We start from the raw sequence: 318 nt of genomic DNA on the forward strand, positions 1-318 counted from the left end.
GAGTTGGCCACCAGTTGCAGATAGCCGAGCCCACGGTCCGACGAGACGAACTCCGCGACCACCGCGCCGACGACCGCCAGCGTGATGCCGACCTTGAAGCCGCCGAAAATACTGGGCAGCGCCTTGGGCAGCCGGAAGTGCAGGAACACCTGCAGCCGACTCGCCCGCAACGAGGTGGCGAGCATGAGCATCTCCTTCTCCATCGACTTGAGGCCGACGACCGAGCTGACGATGATCGGGAAGAAGGAGATGAGGAAGGCGATCATCACCTTGGTCACCATGCCGAAGCCAAGCCAGGTGATGAGCAGCGGCGCGATC

At 63.2% G+C, this 318-nt stretch carries 1 protein-coding gene; it reads right to left on the minus strand.

The features are described from left to right. On the minus strand, positions 1–318 hold a 318-nt coding region (locus PA598K_RS30930; RefSeq protein ID WP_128660641.1), incomplete at both ends, for an ABC transporter permease.

The sequence above is a fragment of the Paenibacillus sp. 598K genome (assembly GCF_003851045.1).
GTDB lineage: Bacteria > Bacillota > Bacilli > Paenibacillales > Paenibacillaceae > Paenibacillus_D.